Below are 302 nucleotides of genomic sequence, written 5' to 3'. Positions count from 1 at the left end.
ATGCTATCTGCTATGCAAGAATTTTCCGAATGGAAAAAAGCGGGCTTGATGCCCGGCAAACTATCAATGAACTTATCTATGTTGCAATTAGAAAAAGATGACTTCATTGACTTTGTTATCAGGAGTGCAGCAGCTTGTGAACTATCAACCAGCGATCTAATTTTTGAAGTCACTGAAACTCAAGCAATGCTAAATCCGGAACGTTCAATAATTGCTCTAAATGCTCTTAAATCGTTAGGGCCCGATATCGCTATAGATGATTTTGGCACAGGCTTTTCTTCCCTCTCATACCTGAAACGCTT

General features: G+C 39.7%; 1 protein-coding gene. It reads left to right on the top strand.

Features of this window, described 5'->3' with window-relative positions:
• Positions 1–12: 12 nt before the first annotated feature.
• On the top strand, positions 13–302 hold a 290-nt coding region (locus QWI17_RS04980; protein WP_302721405.1), incomplete at its 3' end, for an EAL domain-containing protein.

Source organism: Gilvimarinus gilvus, assembly GCF_030518155.1.
GTDB classification, from domain to species: domain Bacteria; phylum Pseudomonadota; class Gammaproteobacteria; order Pseudomonadales; family Cellvibrionaceae; genus Gilvimarinus; species Gilvimarinus gilvus.
This window is presented reverse-complemented; position numbering and strand designations above follow the sequence as displayed.